The organism is Shewanella septentrionalis, from assembly GCF_025370265.1.
Lineage (GTDB): Bacteria > Pseudomonadota > Gammaproteobacteria > Enterobacterales > Shewanellaceae > Shewanella > Shewanella hafniensis.
On the sequence record NZ_JAMTCC010000009.1, the window covers coordinates 80,225 to 97,540 of the forward strand.

The 17,316-nt window shown below is 46.9% G+C and carries 15 protein-coding genes and 1 pseudogene; 10 read left to right on the plus strand and 6 right to left on the minus strand.

Annotation, left to right across the window (positions count from 1 at the left end):
• Positions 1–2: 2 nt before the first annotated feature.
• The 3 genes from NE536_RS06940 (at position 3) to NE536_RS06950 (ending at position 2,674) form a co-directional block, all read left to right on the plus strand.
• On the plus strand, positions 3–1,043 hold the full coding sequence (locus tag NE536_RS06940; protein WP_261272238.1) for an NADP(H)-dependent aldo-keto reductase: 1,041 nt from the start codon (positions 3–5) through the stop codon (positions 1,041–1,043).
• 377 nt (positions 1,044–1,420) lie between these two features.
• Positions 1,421–2,194, plus strand: coding sequence for an outer membrane protein OmpV (ompV, locus tag NE536_RS06945; protein ID WP_261272239.1), 774 nt, complete (start codon positions 1,421–1,423; stop codon positions 2,192–2,194).
• A 21-nt stretch (positions 2,195–2,215) separates the two neighbouring features.
• Positions 2,216–2,674: a CC0125/CC1285 family lipoprotein gene (locus NE536_RS06950; RefSeq protein WP_261272240.1), complete on the plus strand. Its 459-nt coding sequence runs from the start codon at positions 2,216–2,218 to the stop codon at positions 2,672–2,674.
• Between the two features lie 97 nt (positions 2,675–2,771).
• Here NE536_RS06950 and NE536_RS06955 read toward each other — a convergent pair whose 3' ends face one another.
• The 4 genes from NE536_RS06955 to NE536_RS06970 are packed head-to-tail and all read right to left on the minus strand — an operon-like array spanning position 2,772 to position 6,000.
• Positions 2,772–4,064 (minus strand): ATP-binding protein, encoded by a 1,293-nt coding sequence (locus NE536_RS06955; RefSeq protein ID WP_261272241.1) that lies wholly within the window; start codon positions 4,062–4,064, stop codon positions 2,772–2,774.
• The gene (locus tag NE536_RS06960) at positions 4,061–4,765 is read right to left on the minus strand and encodes a response regulator (protein WP_006080306.1); all 705 of its coding nucleotides are present in this window, start codon (positions 4,763–4,765) and stop codon (positions 4,061–4,063) included. Before NE536_RS06960 ends, NE536_RS06955 begins: the two co-directional genes overlap by 4 nt.
• A 1-nt stretch (position 4,766) precedes the next feature.
• Complete coding sequence (locus tag NE536_RS06965; protein ID WP_261272242.1) at positions 4,767–5,150, minus strand: DUF3019 domain-containing protein; 384 nt, start codon at positions 5,148–5,150, stop codon at positions 4,767–4,769.
• 10 nt (positions 5,151–5,160) lie between these two features.
• The gene (locus NE536_RS06970; RefSeq protein ID WP_261272243.1) at positions 5,161–6,000 is read right to left on the minus strand and encodes a MipA/OmpV family protein; all 840 of its coding nucleotides are present in this window, start codon (positions 5,998–6,000) and stop codon (positions 5,161–5,163) included.
• 444 nt (positions 6,001–6,444) lie between these two features.
• Between NE536_RS06970 and NE536_RS06975 the strand changes: the two genes are divergently transcribed.
• Both NE536_RS06975 and NE536_RS06980 read left to right on the plus strand, forming a co-directional pair.
• Positions 6,445–6,741, plus strand: a complete 297-nt coding sequence (locus NE536_RS06975; RefSeq protein WP_261272244.1) for a hypothetical protein — start codon at positions 6,445–6,447, stop codon at positions 6,739–6,741.
• Positions 6,742–6,795: 54 nt separating this feature from the next.
• Positions 6,796–9,072, plus strand: coding sequence for a TonB-dependent receptor (locus NE536_RS06980; protein ID WP_261272245.1), 2,277 nt, complete (start codon positions 6,796–6,798; stop codon positions 9,070–9,072).
• A gap of 406 nt (positions 9,073–9,478) precedes the next feature.
• Here NE536_RS06980 and NE536_RS06985 read toward each other — a convergent pair whose 3' ends face one another.
• A complete protein-coding gene (locus NE536_RS06985) occupies positions 9,479–9,922 on the minus strand; it encodes a hypothetical protein (protein ID WP_261272246.1) in 444 nt (147 codons plus the stop codon).
• Between the two features lie 458 nt (positions 9,923–10,380).
• Between NE536_RS06985 and NE536_RS06990 the strand changes: the two genes are divergently transcribed.
• Positions 10,381–10,710 (plus strand): ClpXP protease specificity-enhancing factor SspB, encoded by a 330-nt coding sequence (locus NE536_RS06990; protein WP_261272247.1) that lies wholly within the window; start codon positions 10,381–10,383, stop codon positions 10,708–10,710.
• A gap of 58 nt (positions 10,711–10,768) precedes the next feature.
• On the opposite strand, the pseudogene NE536_RS06995 reads toward NE536_RS06990, so the two are convergent.
• Positions 10,769–12,469 (minus strand): annotated as a pseudogene (locus tag NE536_RS06995) (methyl-accepting chemotaxis protein).
• A 347-nt stretch (positions 12,470–12,816) separates the two neighbouring features.
• On the opposite strand from NE536_RS06995, the gene NE536_RS07005 reads away from it, so the two are divergent.
• The 4 genes from NE536_RS07005 to NE536_RS07020 all read left to right on the plus strand — a co-directional run bounded on the left by NE536_RS07005 (position 12,817) and on the right by NE536_RS07020 (position 17,304).
• Positions 12,817–14,166, plus strand: a complete 1,350-nt coding sequence (locus NE536_RS07005; RefSeq protein WP_261272250.1) for a cysteine desulfurase — start codon at positions 12,817–12,819, stop codon at positions 14,164–14,166.
• Between the two features lie 81 nt (positions 14,167–14,247).
• A complete protein-coding gene (locus tag NE536_RS07010; protein ID WP_261272251.1) occupies positions 14,248–14,694 on the plus strand; it encodes a SufE family protein in 447 nt (148 codons plus the stop codon).
• A gap of 187 nt (positions 14,695–14,881) precedes the next feature.
• On the plus strand, positions 14,882–16,048 hold the full coding sequence (locus NE536_RS07015) for a dipeptidase (RefSeq protein WP_261272252.1): 1,167 nt from the start codon (positions 14,882–14,884) through the stop codon (positions 16,046–16,048).
• A gap of 83 nt (positions 16,049–16,131) precedes the next feature.
• Positions 16,132–17,304 (plus strand): AAA family ATPase, encoded by a 1,173-nt coding sequence (locus NE536_RS07020; RefSeq protein WP_261272253.1) that lies wholly within the window; start codon positions 16,132–16,134, stop codon positions 17,302–17,304.
• The last annotated feature ends 12 nt before the right edge of the window (positions 17,305–17,316 follow it).

Sequence of the window (17,316 nt, forward strand, 5' to 3'; positions counted from 1 at the left end):
AGATGGAATACAGACGCATACCGCATTCTAATCTCGAGGTCAGCAAAATCTGTTTGGGCACTATGACTTGGGGCGAACAAAATACCCAAGCCGAAGCATTTGCACAGCTGGACTACGCCATAGGAAATGGCATCAACTTTATCGATACGGCGGAAATGTATCCCGTCCCACCTAAGCCCGAAACCCAAGGGGAAACCGAGCGTATTCTGGGGCAATATATCAAGGCACACGGCAACCGTGACGACCTAGTGATTGCCACTAAAATTGCCGCACCGGGTGGTAAGAGTGATTATATTCGCAAGAATATGGCGCTGGACTGGAACAACATCCACCAAGCGGTCGATGCCTCCTTAGCACGCCTCCAAATCGACACTATCGATCTTTATCAAATCCATTGGCCCGACCGAAATACCAACTTCTTTGGTGAACTGTTTTACGAGCAACAGGATCAAGAACATCAAACCCCGATCCTCGAAACCCTAGAAGCCCTCGCCGAAGTCATTCGCCAAGGTAAAGTGCGCTATATCGGTGTGTCGAACGAAACGCCTTGGGGCTTGATGAAGTACCTGCAACTGGCCGAAAAACACGGCTTGCCGCGTATTGTGAGTGTGCAAAACCCCTATAACTTGCTCAATCGCAGCTTCGAAGTCGGCATGAGCGAAATCAGCCACCGTGAAGAGTTGCCGTTGCTCGCATACTCGCCCCTAGCCTTTGGTGCCCTAACCGGAAAATATTGCAACGACCAATGGCCCGAAGGTGCGCGCCTGACCTTGTTTAAGCGTTTCGCCCGTTACACAGGTTCGCAACTGGCACTGGAGGCCACACAAGCCTACGTCGATTTGGCCCGCGAGTTCAAACTCTCGCCCGCACAAATGGCGTTAGCTTTTGTTAACTCACGTCAGTTTGTCGGCTCCAACATCATTGGCGCCACCGACTTGTATCAACTTAAAGAAAATATCGACAGCCTGAAAGTTACCTTATCGCCCGAGCTATTAGTGCGATTAAACGAACTGTCCGATAAATTTAGATTACCTTGCCCTTAGCCCCCGAATCTCAGCCCCTAGGCTTAACCCCTAGGCTTAGCCGGCTAAGTCGTTTGAATTACCAATAGCATCAGGCCAATACACCTGATGCTATTGATTTCATTCAGCTCAACGCCGCTTTCCCATTCTAAATACCGCCTCCTTTTCGCTCCTCGCTTTAGATTAACGGCAAACCATCGGCCCCAAACTCTCTTGCACTGACCAAGCACAAAGCTATCGTATTACCCCCGTTAAACTCACCAGCAGCATACTCAGCCCGATACCCTTCGACGGTCCTCCGGCAAAATGCTTCAGGTTACATTCGGATACAGAGTCCTGTTAAGAACTGAAATATAGTGGCGCCACAGTCACTAGACAGATGTCTTAAGGATCAAAAAATGAAAAAACTTTGCTTTGTAATCACAAGTGTTTTGATGTCGAGCCACGCGCTTGCTGAAAGCAATACCTACATTCGTAACGGTAATATCTATAGTCATCAAGATCAGTTCTTTGCTGGCGCAGGTGTAGCTACTGGCAGTCAGTTTTATAAGGGTCAAGATCACCAGACAGGTATCTACCTCAATGGCGGCTACCACGGAGAGGACTTCAACGCCGATCTGTCCGGTATCAACTACCGCTTTTTAGGCACCAACGACAGTGCCGTCAACTTCAGCATTTTTGTGGTTGCTAATCCTGGCTTTGATGCCAATGACGCCGATATTTTAACTGGCATGAAGGATCGCAAATTCAGTGGCGATCTGGGTTTAAACGCCGACATTCATTTAGGCACAGGCACGTTATCAACCAAATTCCAACACGATGTGACAAATGTTTATGATGGTTTTCAAGCTGATATCACCTACTACCATCCAATAAATCTGAGCTTTGGGGATCTGGTGCCTTATGCGGGTGTGCACTATTTCAGTAAAGACTTCGCAAACTACTACACAGGTGTGACGTCATCTGAAGCCACGGCGCAGCGCCCTGCTTATCAAGCCGACGGCACCTTTGCCTATAAGCTAGGTTACGCTTTGGTTATTCCAGTCACTAAGCATTTAGACATTACTCAAGCCACTGGTTACTCGCACATAGCTGCCAACATGGCTGACTCTCCGCTAATCGACAGTAGCAACCAGTGGGTTACTACTCTTGGCGTGAGCTATAGCTTCTAACTAACCTGACGAGACAAGACCATGACATCGATCAAAAAAACGTTTTTATGTGCTGGATTAGCCCTGATGCTTTCAGCTTGCGCCACTTCATACGATACCGAAAAACAATTTTGGTCTTTCGGTAAAGGCTTTGAAACCGCACAGATTGCACCCGATAGCTGGCAGATTAGCTTTGTTGGCAATACCAACACTGACCGCGCATTGGCCCGAAAGTACGTCATGCGTAAATCGGCCGAGTTATGCAAACAGGCTGGTTATAGCTACTTCACTTTCACTCGCGAACAAACCGATCGTGATGCAGTGGGCCAATTTGGGGTAGGAAAAAACAGCAGTAACGACATTTTGTGGGGGAGTTCGACGATGAATCAAGAAACTTCTGTCATGGTCGAAGTCACAGGTTTACATAGCAAGCCAGAAAATGCGAGTTCTCGCATCTATGAAACGGATTACATACTTAACAATGTCAATGTAAAAAGTTAATTGCTCATCAAAATGCACCAGTCTAGATCCTCGTCAGGCATCAAGACTGGTGCGTTTTATCCTTAGACTGCCGATGAAAACAACTCTGCCCTCAGGCTTAAACTTCAGCCTTGAATTTTAGTGACATGCGAGCGCCACCGAGCTCAGGAGCACGACCAATTCGTAATGGGGAATTCATCCAACAACCTATTCTGTCGACAATCGCCAATCCCATGCCATGACCGGAATTTCCACGGCTATGCTGACCACGCACAAAAGGTTTAATCACTTGCGCAGACTCCTGTTCATCAATCCCCGGACCGTCATCGTCAACGTGTAACCAAATCGCGCCCTCCTCGACTGCCAACGTCAGCCTGATCTTTGCCTTACCAAAACGCAGCGCATTATTGAGCAAATTATTCACCTGCATTGATAAGTACTTAGGGTCTGTCTTGATCTTAAGTGCTGTGGGATAGGGAACCAGTTCAACTGAAAAATCGGGGTACACTTGACCTTGATACTTTTCGAGTAGCCAAGCATTGAGTTCAATCGACTGCCAATCGGGCTGGATATTCGCTTCATCGAGGCGGGCATAACTCAGCAGCGTCATCACCAAGTCTTCCATAGTGTCTAAATCGCGGTTCAAGCGCTGGAAATACTTCACTCTGAGCTGTTCGCTTTGGGTTTCTTCCAGCGCCTCAATACCAAATCTTAACCGCGCTATCGGGGTTTTTAAATCGTGAGAAACCGCTCGACTGAGCAGTTTGTTATCATCGATCAATTGCTGAATACGATCCGCCATGCGGTTGAATTCGATTTCAATAGTGCCTATGTAAGACGTTTTACTAACAGGAATTCTCTGCTGCAACTCCCCCATGCCAAACGCTTGGGTCGCCTGACTGAGATTAACCAACTGACGGATCAAGGGCGACACCCACACCAACAATATCAGCACCACACCACCATAAAAAAGCATGGTATACAGCTTATTCAAGTCAAAGTTGCCATCGGTGGGCGTGACAATATCGGTATTGATGTTCAATACCTGCCCCGTTTTCGGCAGTAAATAATGCAAGGAGATACCGTCATCGGACTCCAGCAGGAGTGATTCTCCCGCATAAAACGCGGTTTTTAGATCTGAGGGTAAAACGAAATCGGCTTCACTCGCTAAAGAGAGTTGCTCTGAATTTAGCTGGTTCCAGTTTGCGATAAAACTTTGATTGTTAACGCTATCGTTATCGAGCGTTTGCGCCAGTGTGCTGCCCAGCAGTTTTAATGCGGCGAGGTGAGTGGCTGGGGTTTGCGTGTCATTATCAGGATCTAGCAGACTGGCAAACTCGCTTATCGACCAGCCTAGGCTGGCAATGGCCACCAGCACGACCAGCACCAGAGAAGTCATCAACTTCTTCATAAAGCTTGCTCACCCTCGTCGCGGCAAAAAAGGTATCCCTTGCCACGAATGGTTTTCACTTTATAGGGCTGACTCAAGGCTTCCTGCAATTTCTTGCGTAAACGCGATATGCGAATATCAACTGAACGATCTAGGCCGTCGTATTCAATGCCCCGCAGCTGAGCCACCAGTTCATTACGACTCACTATCGTGCCCGCCTTCAATGCCAGTAGCCACAACACATCGAACTCATTGGCATTCAAATCCAGCGGCTGTTTATCGATAGTGACCGATTTTGCCGTGGCATTGAGCACCAGCGAATCAAACACTAACTGCTGTTTTTGCTCCTCATCACCCACACGGCGTAACAGAGCTTTTATCCGCGCTAACAACACCTGTGGCCGGATCGGCTTTGTCAGGTAATCATCTGCCCCGACATCTAATCCGCGGATCTCATCCCCATCCTCAACACAAGCCGTCATAAATAGAATGGGCCCAGCATAAAATGCTCTCGCTTCCTTACAGACATCGAAACCATTCTTAACGGGTAACATTACGTCGAGTAACACTAAGTCAGGTATCTCTTCGGCTATCATCTCTAAAGCAAAATCGCCTTGGCTGGCAACCGTGACTTCGTAACCGTGATCCAGTAAATAATCACTGATCCACTCTGCCAGCGAGATATCGTCTTCGACCACTAAGATGTGCTTTTCAACTGACATATTAGAATAACCTCCAACCTGACTGACTCTGTTTAGGGGCCTTATAAACCCAAGTCACTACCACTTTGACCTGCGCCAGTGGTTGCACATCATCATTACGGATCAAACTAAAGGTCGCCGTTTTATCGCCTTCAAAACTATATTGATATTCTTGCATAGCTTTGCCGCTCCAGCAGATTAGCTGGTACTGGCGGTCTGTCAGTATGAGGCAATACTCGCCGCTCGTCGGTGTTTGCCATCGAAACAACACATCTTGATAGCAAGTTTGCCCTTTATGGAGCGCAATGCAGCGCTCTGGGGTCGCAGTAAAAATCACCGAATCGTCCTGACCCCAAGCAAAAAAAGGCGCATTCAGTAACACTAGCCATAAATAAAATCGCTTCATGCCCACGCCCCTAAAACACATAGCTGATAGAGGCATTAAAAAACGATGCATAGCCAGCTTGATTAAAGGGACTATCGGTCACTTCTTGGGATAATACATTGAAGCGATACATGGCCCGGAAGACAAAATTTTCACTCAGCGGATAGGCAACACCGAGCTCCATGCCATAGCTAAAAGAACTGCTCGGGTGATATTCAGGAAAGAGTTCAGTTGCTTCTTCTTTACTGACACCAAAAAGATAACGATTCAAGGTGGCTGATGAGTAGCCTACGCTCCCCAATACGTGAAAATTCCAATTACGTACCTGCCAAGACTTACCCAATCTGGCGGAACTCTGAATACCCTGATCATCATAATAATCAGATACTAATCTGTACTGAAAAACGTAGTTATCGCCCCAGTAACGCGTCGCACGAAAACCTGCGCCAATATAGAGCGAATCTTCCGATAGTAGATAAGCATTGCGGCCAGCTTCATCGAGTGTGCTGGGATCCACATCTGGACGAGACCATGAACCTTGTAAGTTCGCCAGTAACAGATCAAAGGACCAATCCTCTGAACTCCAAAGATTAACCCCAAGATTAACCCCATCCTGAGATTGGTGGATCATCTCAACAAACATGCCTTTGTACTGATACATGCCACTAATCAACAACGACAACTGCGCAGTGCCGGAACCGGTTTGCCGAACATCAATTTGATTGATCCCGTAAACACTCATACCCAGTTCAAAATCACCGCCGTCGGCAAGGCGATTTGAACCTCCGTTGACACTGCTGGCAATATCAGATGCGGCAGCGGCACCGGGAAGAATGCTGAGCGTTAACACAAAAAGCCAAAGAATACGCATGCCCATTTAATCCACATTTCTAGTCGTTATTTAGCGCTACATATTACAACAGTTTGTTAGTCTTTTTATCCGCCACTGCTCAACCCGTTGCATTTTTGCGACGAAAATATCGTCAGATAGCAAGAACAGTCAGCAAAGCGCAAGGAAGTGAACTTAAGCGAGGGGGAAACTTCGCACCTAATACGCTTATCCGCTGAAACGATTGAGGCCTTAAAACCTTCATGTTCGTCATTCAACATTAATCAGGATGATAGAATCCATAATAAAAACAAATTAATAGATTAAATCATCCCATCATCGAAACCGATTAAATATTCTTTATTAACAAAGGTTAACTAGACCCAATACTGACAATTCAAGTAGGGTCGAGTCACAAATTAGGATCAACTGTATCTCGCGTTCGACTGGTGCGACGCTAAGATAACTCTGACCCATAGAAGAATAATGACTCACTCAAGTTCCCCAACTCACAGAAAGTGGCTTTGGCTACTGCTCGGCGTGTGGCTGATTGTCATCCAATCGGTTGCGCTGTCGCATTCTGCTGAACACAGTTTGGAACATGAGCATGCCCACTGTTTCCTGTGCGATTTTGGTCATGAGCAAAATGCGGGCCCATCGTCTGTGCTTATGCCACCCATGGAATTGCAGCAAGCTGAAAGCATCCCACAGAAACCTTATCAACAACCGAGTTTACCTTGGTTACGTCACTTCAACGTGCGTGCACCGCCCTTACTGTCTTAAGCAAATTCAATCATTTAAAAAATCTATTTTTTGCTTATCTAAAGGAAAGGCACAATGAAACTTGCACTATCTTCAATAGCGCTAGCAGTTGCTGGCGTGTGTTCACCGGTTATGGCCGCTCAATTACAAGGTCAAGTAACCGATCTGCAAGGCGCACCTATCGCTGGCGCCCTCGTCAGCATCGACGGTGGGACGAGCACAAGCACCAATCCTCAGGGCCAGTATCAGTTAACCGTGGCTGACAATAGCCATATCCACCTCCACATTAGCGATGCCGATTTTAAGCACGTTGACAGGGATTTGCAGATAACCACTGGCGCCATGACGCAGGATATTTCACTGACGAAAACGGCGATGGAAAACATTGTCGTGACCGCATCGCCGCTCGCCCGCTCTGCGCTCGAAAGCACTACGCCAATTAGTGTACTGACCGAAGATCAACTCAAGCTCAATATCGAGCCGACGCTGGGTGACACCTTAGAAAAACTGCCCGGCGTTCAAGCCTCCCACTTTGGCGCGGGGGCGAGTCGCCCCATCATTCGCGGCATGGGCGGTCCTCGAGTACAAGTGCTTGAAAATGGCCTGTCTGTTGGTGATGCATCGACGGTATCGGCCGATCACGCGGTAACAGCAGAAGCTGCCTCGGCGCAGCAAATTGAGATCCTGCGCGGCCCAGGTACATTGCTTTACGGGAACGGCGCCATTGGCGGCGTGGTCAATGTGGTGGATAAACGCTACCACGAGAGCCCAGTCGATGAGCTGTCGGGGCAATTTGGCACTCGCTACGACACAGCCAGCAATGGCCGCACCTTTAACGGGGATATCGATGGTGGCAATGGTCAGTTCAATTGGCATGTAGATGGCACCCACCGCATTACCGACGATGTCGATATTCCGGGAAATGCCATTGCCAATCTGCCCGAAACCCATGGAAAACTGGCGAACAGTAACCAAAAACTCGACGACTATGCCGCGGGGGTTGGCTTTACCGGTGACACGGGATTTGTCAGCGTATCCGGCGCGCGCACTGAATCGAATTACGGTATTCCCGGCCGCGGCGAAGCCGATGCGCCCGATATCACCATAGATTTAAAGAAAACCGCATGGCAGCTGCACAGTGGTTTGTTAGATCCATTTGCCGGCTTCAGTAAACTGCGTTTTGATGCGGGGTATACCGATTATCAACATGCTGAGGAAGAAGATGGGGTTGCCGGCACGACTTTCTTTAACAAGCAAAGTGAAGCGCGCTTAAGCCTTAACAATCGTCCTTGGGGTGAGTGGCAAGGCACTATGGGGCTGCATGCTGTACACCGTGATTTTGCCGTTGAAGGCGAAGAAGCGCTGACACCAGACAGCAAAACCGATACCTTAGCCGCCTTTATCGTGCAAGAACGTAAGGTCGGAGATTTTCGCTTCGAGCTTGGCGGCCGCTTAGAGCATTACCGCTTAGCGCCAGACAGCATGACGTTAGACACACTAAATGGCGAACAAACCTACCAAGCCGAAGACCTAGTCGATAATGATCTCACCGTATCAGCGGGCATGGTGTGGGACTTAGATCCTGCCTATAACTTGGGACTATCGCTCACCCGCGCACAACGTTCGGCCACCGCAGAAGAGCTTTACAGCTATGGTCCCCACGATGCCACCCAAAGCTTTGAGCTTGGTTCGCAGTTCAGCGTTGAAAATGGTCAAATCATCACTAATAGTGGCAATAACGATAAAGAGGTCGCCAACAATATCGACTTAACCCTGCGCAAATTAGAGGGTGCGTGGACAGGCTCATTGAGCATGGCCTACAACCGAGTCAATAATTTCTATTACGAGAAAAATACGGGCTTAATCGCCTCTGACATAATCAACGGCGATGCTGAAGGTGATTTACCGGTTTACCAATACACCCAAGGCGATGCCGAGCTTTATTCCCTCGAGGCCCAAGCCAGTATCCCGTTCAACGATACTTGGTCATTGGATATGTTCAGCGATTACACCCGCGGCAAGTTGGTCGATGGTGGTAACTTGCCACTCATTTCGCCCATGCGTATCGGTTCAACTTTAAACTTTGACCAACAACAATGGCACGCTGAAGTCGGCGCAATTGGCTATGCTAAACAAACGGATACCGCCGAAAATGAAACCGAAACAGCAGGCTATGCGCTAGTGAATGCCGCCGTCACCTACCGTTTATATACTTCTGCGGGTGACATGCTGTTCTATGTCAAAGGCACGAATCTACTCGACCAAGACGCGCGGCCACACACCTCGTTACTTAAAGATTACGCTCCACTGATGGGACGCAACTTTATGTTAGGTGTCACCTATAACTTCTAAAAACAGGAGTTGTAAAAGACAATAAGTTAAGCCCAAAGCGAAGTCCTAGACTTCGCTTTTATTTTTCTATTGGTCACTACAGTAAGACAAGTTACTACAGGCATATTCACATCAGTAGCAAATCACAGCGGCTATTATCGCGAGGCTGATTTAGCAAAAATTTTACATCAATTTAGACAAAATCAGATTATCGACAAGTAACCAGCCAGACACGGCCAATAAACAACTTCAATGAGCTGTCCAAAATACGTTTATCTGGCAATCACCGTTAACGTTGAGACCCGTTAGGTCGTTATAAGGCTACATTTAACGTCATCGCCATGGAAACATAAAAATAAGTAATATTAATCAAAACCATAGAACACACCACGCAATATAAGCTACTAGATTGCAAGGTATGATCTGGTTAAATGTCAGTATCGAGGGATAACGATTCATCAACTATTTTATATTTTGAGTGCCATAAAAAAGTCGCGCGCATGGCATTAAAATAGAAGAACATAAAAACGATGGCTAACGGAAGACCTTGAACATTACCCAGATCGCTCCATTGAAGAATCTTAGATAAGACAAAATAAAACAACATCAAAGTGGCTGCTATTCTCGATTTTCTATAGATAAAAAAAGCCATCACTGCCATTAGCACGACATCGATCATAAGAAATGGATCAAGGAAATAATTCAGCGTCGCGTTTTCAGTTTGGGTAAAGAAACCAATGGTACTAAAAACTAATGTTATGCTGAGTGAGATTAATGTCACTATCCAACCATTTTTAATTGCAGACTGACACTGTTCTTGAGTCTCAATCTTGAACAGACTTTTCAAAGATGCTTTATTTTTTCCTGCCATGATAAATCTCCGTTTAAAAAACTGGCAATTAATGTTCAAATACCAGAGTAAAGTCAGTTCACCAAGGTTGATTATCACCAACTAAACTTTCCTTCCCTTCTGAATCTTCTTATCATACATGAGCAGCGAAAAAATCAGCTCATACGTTAGTTTGTATATGAGCATCTAGTGGCATTAAATGTCGATAATGGAACACTTAAGTTAACTCAACATACCTATTAAATGACTATTTTTCACATAGTAACGCCTAAAGTTCAATGACTTGATGCCATGGGAGCTGAAGAACAAAAACAGTAAAGGAATATCTCACTGTGAACATAAAAGCGAAAAATGTAGGATAAAATTTAATGGAACTAATTTTAATCACCTTGTTAATACTGCCGTTCATAATTATTTTTTATAAACGGAATCGATTCTTTCCCTGGTCAACACGCCTTAACTTATACCGAATGAGAGATATGTTAGAAAGTACTGATAATGCCAGAAAATTCTATCAAATTTATTCTGATATCATTAAAGCTAGCAAAACGCCTTATATTATTATCGATACAAATCATTATGCTTTTTCGGTACCTGAATCGAAAATAGATCATGTAAAAGATGAAATAACACTGAGCATACACACTGCCGCGATAAGGGGAGCCCACTATCAAAACAATACGCTCAAATTTCATGCAACCTTTGATAAAATAAGCACAGAAGTCATTGTGCCAATTACCGCGTTCAAAGCCTTGTACGCCAAAGAAGATGGGATAGGTATCGAATTCGGTGAAGATAACTCACATTAACTCTCCAATATAAGAAAGAGAATTAGGATTAAGAGAATTACCTTTTTATATCATATGACTAAACAGCGCGTACCTTAAACTGCTGCATGGTTTCCCTTAGTGAATTGGCCTGCTGAGACAATGACTCACTGGCTTTTGCAGTTTCATTGGCGCTGCCAAGTACCAATTCCCCTGAATCTCGAATCTCATTAATACGCTCACTGATATCCTCAGCGGTGACGGCTTGCTGCTCGCTTGCGGTCGCGACCTGAGCATTGGCCTGAGTCAATTCAGTTAAGGCATCTAAAATCTCAAATAGGTGCTGCTTGGCTTGATTAACAAGCAGTGACGATTCACTGATTTGCTTATCGTTATTGGCAAAGGAATCGACTGAGGACTTAGCATCTTTCACAAGTGTTTGGATAAGATCGCTGATCTCCTGCGTGGCGGTTTGGCTACGAGTTGCCAGCGCCCGCACTTCTTCAGCGACCACAGCAAACCCACGACCTTGATCTCCCGCCCGCGCCGCTTCAATCGATGCATTTAGGGCCAACAAGTTCGTCTGCCCCGCTATCGCATCGACTACAGAGACAAAATTGAGGATTTTTCCAGTACTCGCCTGAACCTGTTGAATAAGTTGATTAGAATACTGGGCGCTGGTAACTAACTGTTTGGAAATTTTTTCACTCGCATCGACAACCTCGCAACTTTCTTTCACTTTATGCTCGGCTTGTCCCGCTGAGTAAGAAGCGGTTTCGGCACTACTCGCCACTTCAGTGATCGTTGCCGCCATTTGGGTCATAGAGGCGGCGACTTGGTCGGTATTATCTTGCTGCCTTAACATGGCCTCACGATTATTTTCGGCCACCGCATTAAGCTCAGTCACCATAGAGGCAATTTCTTCACTTCGAGCAATCACTTGGCCGACGGTTTTACTTAAGGTCCACGCCATTTGATTCATACTGACGGTAAGTTCGCCCAGTTCATCCTTAGAGTCGACGCGCAGCTCTTGGTTAAAGTTACCCTGTTCCATCTTAGCGGCAGAATTACGTAACCGATTGATAGATTTGACCATGTATTGACTGCAAGCTATGCCTATCAATAAGCCAATGACTAAAGACACGATAGAAATAATCGTTAAACCATAAATCGCCCTGAGTTCTTCTTCCTCTGTTACAGAAACTGCAGCTTGAGTCATCAGCGCTAAACGCTCAACGAATTGACTTAGCTCAGCATTAAACACATTTTGCGCCACCTCTAAGGATTCAACCCGCTTAGCCAAAGCTGTATGGTCTTCTTTTTGCTGAATTCCCGAAATAACGGTGCCAAGCAGGGCTTTATAAGCTGTAAAATGTTAAATGATCGTGTCAATATCTTGATTTAGCTGCTGTGTTTTCTCACGTACTTGAGGAGTGTTAGCGTTTTTTAATGCCTCTCCAAGCATGGTTTGAGTCGAGAGCAACTCCTTGCTAATGTCTTCATTGTGCTGAATAACATCCGTAATAAAAGCCGCTAAAATGAGTGGACTGGATACGGCGTCAACATCAGCGGCACGAAATGCTTTCTCCAGAATCACTGAGCTTTCGAGCTGCTTAATGGTGACGTCGGTTGATAATCTCACTAATGGAATATTTTCCTTTGCAATGCCTTGGATTTCCTCAGAAACTCGCTGCATCTTCAACAGACTAAAACCAGACAAAATCAGGATCAGCACTAACATCACCCCAACGAGGGCGATCATCTTATGTTTAATCCGTAAATCTTTTAAAAACTGCACCATAAAACGGGTCTCCAACAAACACAGATATCAAAGGACGTCACATTTAGAATAGTCGCAGTTTTCACTTTGGGTGGTTGAATTGAGCCTAAAGTATTAGCTGAATTTAAAAGAAAAACTGAAACATTAGAAAAATCGCATCATAGCTAAGCTCGATGATACGTTAGAAAGTCAAAACCTGTTTAAGGCGCGCGAAATACTAGAGGGCAGAAGTTTGAACAAACGTTGGTGAAATTAGACGCTCAATACCGCCTTCCAATACCTACACCTCAACAAACTGCTAAAACTTGCATTAACATGGTAGATCACAGAAGATCCCTTGGCCTTTTTCTTTGCCTTTAGCCTCATTCATGACTCAAGCTGCATCACCTACGCCAAATACTGTGACTCACACAGCAACGAATACAATGGCCGACATTGAAACATCCCATGCCTCGGCGAATGCTGTGCCTGATACCACAGTGACACTTTGCTCATCAGAGGCAGAAAAGCAAAATGCTCAGATCCGGTCGCAATTCCCAGCGTTACATCAAATGCTTGATGGCTATCCCTTGTGTTATCTTGACACCGCAGCCACCAGCCAGAAACCGCAAATGGTGTTAGATGCTATGGCGCAGTTTTACGCTAACGACAATGCCAATGTGCATCGCGCGGCGCACCAGTTATCGGCGCGCTCGACCTTAAGTTATGAAAAAGTACGCGATCAACTGCAGCAATTTTTAAAGGCCGAACGCCGTGAAGAAATCATCTTTACCCACGGCACCACAGAATCAATCAACTTAGTCGCCTTTGGACTCACTGCACACGTCAACGCTGGTGATGTGATATTAATTGACGCCGCCGCCCACCACGCCAATATCGTACCTTGGCAGGAGCTGGCGAAACGCACGGGCGCTGTGATTGAGCCTATCCCTCTCGATCAAGCTTGCCGCTTAGATCTCAGCGCCTATAAAACCTTGCTCGAGTTAAAGCCAAAAATCGTCGCCCTATGCCATGTTTCCAACGCCCTAGGCACAGTCAATCAAGTGGCTCAGCTAGTGCAGTTAGCGAAGAAGCAAGGTGCAATAACCTTAGTTGATGGTGCGCAGGCAGTGGCACATTTAACGCTGGATGTGGCTGAAATCGATTGCGATTTTTACGTTTTTTCGGGGCATAAAATGTATGGTCCCACTGGCGTTGGTGTGCTTTACGGCCGTTTCGACGTGTTAGATACTATCGCGCCACTATTAACTGGTGGCGAGATGATTAAACGTGTGAGCTTTGAGGTAACAGAATTTGGCAGCCTACCGAATCGCTTAGAAGCGGGCACGCCACCAATTGCCGAAGTCATAGGTTTAGGCGCGGCCATTACATTTTTACAAACCGAGCTTACACCGCAGGTTCAAGCTTATGAAGCTGAATTAGTTAACTATTTACAAAGCCAATTGCGCGCGCTCGGTGAAGTGCATTTATACGGCGCCTTTGATGACAATATCGGCGTCGTCGCCTTTAATCTTGCCGATGAACATCATCAAGATGTGGGCATTTTGCTGGACCAACAAGGGATTGCCGTACGCTGCGGCCATCACTGCGCCATGCCATTAATGCAGAGTCTGAATCTTAAGGGCTGTTGCCGCGCCTCTATCGGTATCTACACCAATAAAGACGACATCGACCGCTTTATTGCTGCGTTGGCCTCGGTAAAAGACTTACTGCTGTGATCCAGTATTTAACGACTGAACCACGCGACTCATGCGCTCAAGATAAGTTACGCTCAAATAAGTGAGACAGGATTTAGCCCTATGACTGATTCGACTATGCCTATGCCAAGCGAGACCGATTTTCACTATTCAGTGCAAGATGCCGAGACCTTGCTAGCGCGTTTTACCCAGGCACCTAACTGGCAGGAAAGATATCGCCAAATTATGTTTCTAGGCAAAGACTTACCGAGTTTAAGCCCAGAACTTCGCGTCGAAGCCGCTCAAGTAAAAGGTTGTGAAAGTGATGCGTGGATTTATCATCTCGAACAGGCTGGCAAACACTATTATTTAGCCGACAGCGATGCCCGCATCGTCAAGGGATTGATTGGCTTATTACTTGGCGCCTGCCATGGCAAAAGTCGCGCTGAGATCCAAGCATTTGATCCTGCAGCTTACTTCAAACAATTGGGACTAGAAGGCCAGCTCAGCCCATCACGCACCAACGGCCTTAACTCCCTCGCCAAAGCCATGCTTGAAGCCACTCGATGATCATAACCTTAGGGTTTCATTTACTGACACAAGTACTGGCACAAACGATAATGGACACAGCTCTGCAACAATAAATCATCATCACTCCAGCCTAGGGGCAAAGGCCAAAAAAGGGATTTAATCAAAGACTTCTACGCCCTAAAAAGGTATAAAGAAGTTACATTTGCGTTATTGATAGGAATCGAGCATGCCCATCAAGGCAGTCAATCACTACCGTCGTACACTCCTTAAAGGTCTTGGCGCAGCAACCCTGTTAAGCCCACTCGCCAGTTTACCTAGCTTTGCCGCCGCACAGAGGCGGATATATGTCGATGGTTTATCCTTCCTACCCGATGACTTAAGTGATGTAACCGCCGCTAAACTCGATGCCTATCTTTGCGATATTTCGGCGATTGAGACTATAGAACAAGCCGATGGCACTCAAAACTACAAACGCACCTATAAAGCCTGTATGGAAAGTATCAAGCAGGCTGCAAAACGGGTAAGCGAACATCCTGACATTTTGTTGCAAGGCCTGAGTGGACGAGATATTCAACGTGCCCGCGACAGCCAGCGCACTGCGGTGTTTTTTCAAATCCAAGGCGCAGATTGTGTCGAAGCAGACAGTGAAGCTAACCAGTGGGCACGGGTGGATGAGTTTCATCAACAAGGGCTGCGCGTATTGCAGCTCACCCACCACTATGGCAACACCTTCGCTGGTGGTGCGTTAGACAATGATGCCAATGGCGGACTCAATCGGCCGCTCACCGCCAACGGACGCGAACTTATCGCCAAACTCAATCACGCCAATATCTTGGTCGATGTGAGTCACTCCAGCGCTCAAACCGCTTTAGATGTCGCAAAAATCACGAAATCTCCCATAGTGCAGAGTCACGGCGCGGCGCGCGGCATAGTAAACCATGCCCGTTGTTCCCCTGATGAAGTGATCCGCGCCATCGGCGATAGCGGCGGCGTATTCGGCGTATTTATGATGAGCTTCTGGCTCACTAATAATGCTGTGCCTACGATCGATGACTATATTCGCCAGTTGGAATACGTATCGCGCGTCGGCGGTGTAGATAGCGTGGCAATCGCCAACGACTTCCCACTGCGCGGCCAAGAAAACTTGCTCGCTCTTAATAATGACAACGCCCAAGGCATTAAAGAATATCAAGAATGGTGGTACAGCTTAAGGGCGAAAGGCGTGCTAGGTTTCGATGCAGAGCCAAGGCATGTCGTGATCCCTGAGCTAAATCATATCGATCGCATGAGCCGTATCGATGATGCCTTAGCCAAGGCGCGCTTTAAAGCTACCGATCGCGACCGTTTCATGGGTGGTAACTGGCAACGCGTGCTCAATAAAGTACTAGTGTAAACGCCATTGTTTTATCGCTCTGTTTAATTTACGTTGTCGATAATTTTACTGGCTTATCTGCCCGCTTCAGTCTTGGATATTCTATGCTGACCACAATCGCCATTTTCAATTATCGCTCTCTGCGTGAAATCGTCTTGCCCCTAGGGCAACTCAATTTGATCACTGGGGCGAATGGCAGTGGTAAATCTAATCTATACAAGGCGCTACGTTTACTCGCACAAACGGCACAAGGTGGCGTTGTCAATGCTTTAGCCCAAGAAGGCGGGCTCGACTCCAGCTTTTGGGCGGGGCCAGAAAACCTCACCAAAGGCATGTTAGCGGGCGACACCGCCATTGAAGCCACCGTCAGGCAAGCGCCGAAACGCTTAAAACTCGGCTTTGCCGGTGAGGACTTTAGCTATCTTATTGAACTCGGTTTGCCTAAACCCGACGTCACAACGCTATTTGGCTTAGATCCACAAATCAAGCGCGAAGCCATTTGGAACGGGCCTAAATATCGCCCCTCTACTGTGTTAGTCGAGCGCCGTGGTCCTATGGTGAAAAGCCGCAGCACTGATGGGCAAGGCTGGATAACATTAGGCGCCCACCTGCAAACTGGCGACAGTATTTTTACCGAGCTTGCCGATCCAGAGCGCTGCCCAGAAGTGCTCAAGCTTCGCGACAGTATTCGCGCATGGCGCTTTTACGATCACTTCAGAACCGATGCCGAAGCCCCTGCACGGCGCCCACAATTAGGCACGGCCACACCAGTATTGCACCACGATGGCCGTGATTTAGCCTCGGCAATTCAAACCATTTTTGAGATTGGTGATAAAACCGCTTTCGATCATGCGGTCAGTGATGCCTTTCCCGGTGCTAAGGTTCGAATCGAGCCGCAAGAGGGCGGCATTTTAGTGCTCGCATTTCATCAGCATGGTTTATTAAGGCCACTCAATGCCAGTGAATTGTCGGACGGCACCTTGCGTTATTTGCTGTTAATCGCCGCCCTACTGACGCCAAGACCGCCAGAACTTATGGTGTTAAACGAGCCAGAAACCAGTCTGCATCCGGATTTATTGCCCGCACTTGCGCGCTTAATCGCTAAGGTGTCTAAGGATTGCCAGCTATGGGTGGTATCCCACGCCAATCGGCTTATCAATGCTTTAAGTCAATTTGAACACTGCAATACCTTGGCCCTAGACAAAACCTTAGGTCAAACGCAGATCCAAGGCCAAGACCTGCTCAATACGCCCAGTTGGCTATGGCAGAATCGTTAGTCGGCGGTGTTA